The following is a 1,577-nucleotide window of genomic DNA, read 5'->3' as shown; positions in this document are numbered from 1 at the left end:
AATGGACCGTGTGTCTTAGACGCTAGATCAAGGTAGAAAGGGCGTACGGTGGATGCCTTGGCACTAGGAGCCGATGAAGGACGCGACGAACAGCGAAATGCTCTGGGGAGTGGTAAGTACACATCGATCCAGAGATCTCCGAATGGGGGAACCCACCGCCGGGAGACTGGCGGGACACCCACGTGAATACATAGCGTGGCGTGAGGCACACCCGGGGAACTGAAACATCTAAGTACCCGGAGGAAGAGAAAGAAAATTCGATTCCCTGAGTAGCGGCGAGCGAAACGGGAACAGCCCAAACCAGGAAGCATGCTTCCTGGGGTTGTAGGACACTCTACACGGAGTTACAAAGGGATAGGGTAGGTGAACGACCTGGAAAGGTCGGCCAGAGAAGGTGACGGCCCTGTAGCCGAAACCCCATCCCCTCCAGAGTGGATCCTGAGTACGGCGGGACACGTGAAACCCCGTCGGAATCCGGGAGGACCATCTCCCAAGGCTAAATACTTCCTAGTGACCGATAGTGAACCAGTACCGTGAGGGAAAGGTGAAAAGCACCCCGGAAGGGGAGTGAAACAGATCCTGAAACCGTATGCCTACAAGTAGTCAGAGCCCGTTCACGGGTGATGGCGTGCCTTTTGTAGAATGAACCGGCGAGTTACGATGGCGGGCGAGGTTAAGCCGATGAGGCGGAGCCGCAGCGAAAGCGAGTCTGAACAGGGCGCATCAGTCCGTCGTCGTAGACCCGAAACCAGGTGATCTACCCATGTCCAGGATGAAGGTCAGGTAACACTGACTGGAGGTCCGAACCCACGCACGTTGAAAAGTGCGGGGATGAGGTGTGGGTAGCGGTGAAATGCCAATCGAACCTGGAGATAGCTGGTTCTCTCCGAAATAGCTTTAGGGCTAGCCTCGAGGTGAAGAGTTCTGGAGGTAGAGCACTGATTGGACTAGGGGCCCCCACAGGGTTACCGAATTCAGTCAAACTCCGAATGCCAGCAACTTGTACTCGGGAGTCAGACTGCGAGTGATAAGATCCGTAGTCGAGAGGGAAACAGCCCAGACCATCAGCTAAGGTCCCCAAGTGTATGTTAAGTGGAAAAGGATGTGGCGCTGCACAGACAACTAGGATGTTGGCTTAGAAGCAGCCACCATTCAAAGAGTGCGTAATAGCTCACTAGTCGAGTGGCGCCGCGCCGAAAATGTAACGGGGCTAAACATACCACCGAAGCTATGGATCCCGTAAGGGATGGTAGGAGAGCGTTCCAAGCAGCAGTGAAGCGGTATCGTGAGGAGCCGTGGAGCGCTTGGAAGTGAGAATGCCGGTGTGAGTAGCGAAAAGAGGGGTGAGAATCCCCTCCGTCGAAAGCCTAAGGTTTCCTGAGGAAGGCTCGTCCGCTCAGGGTTAGTCTGGACCTAAGCCGAGGCCGAAAGGCGTAGGCGATGGACAACAGGTCGATATTCCTGTACCGCCGTACCACCGTTTGAACGATGGGGGGACGCAGAAGGATAAGGTGACCGTGCGACTGGAAGTGCACGGACAAGCAGCGAGGCCGTCGGGTTGGCAAATCCGCCCGGCA

1 rRNA gene (cut by a window edge) is annotated in these 1,577 nt (G+C 55.8%); it reads left to right on the top strand.

Annotation, left to right across the window (positions count from 1 at the left end):
* Positions 1 to 25: 25 nt before the first annotated feature.
* A 23S ribosomal RNA gene (locus KNO86_RS14470) occupies positions 26 to 1,577 on the top strand (its annotated part continues 1,414 nt past the right edge of the window); the annotation flags it as partial.

Source organism: Exiguobacterium sp. s160 (genome assembly GCF_018617575.1).
In the GTDB taxonomy this organism is placed as follows: domain Bacteria; phylum Bacillota; class Bacilli; order Exiguobacteriales; family Exiguobacteriaceae; genus Exiguobacterium; species Exiguobacterium aestuarii_A.
The sequence above is the reverse complement of the archived record's forward strand: the minus strand, read 5'-3'. Positions and strand labels throughout refer to the sequence as shown.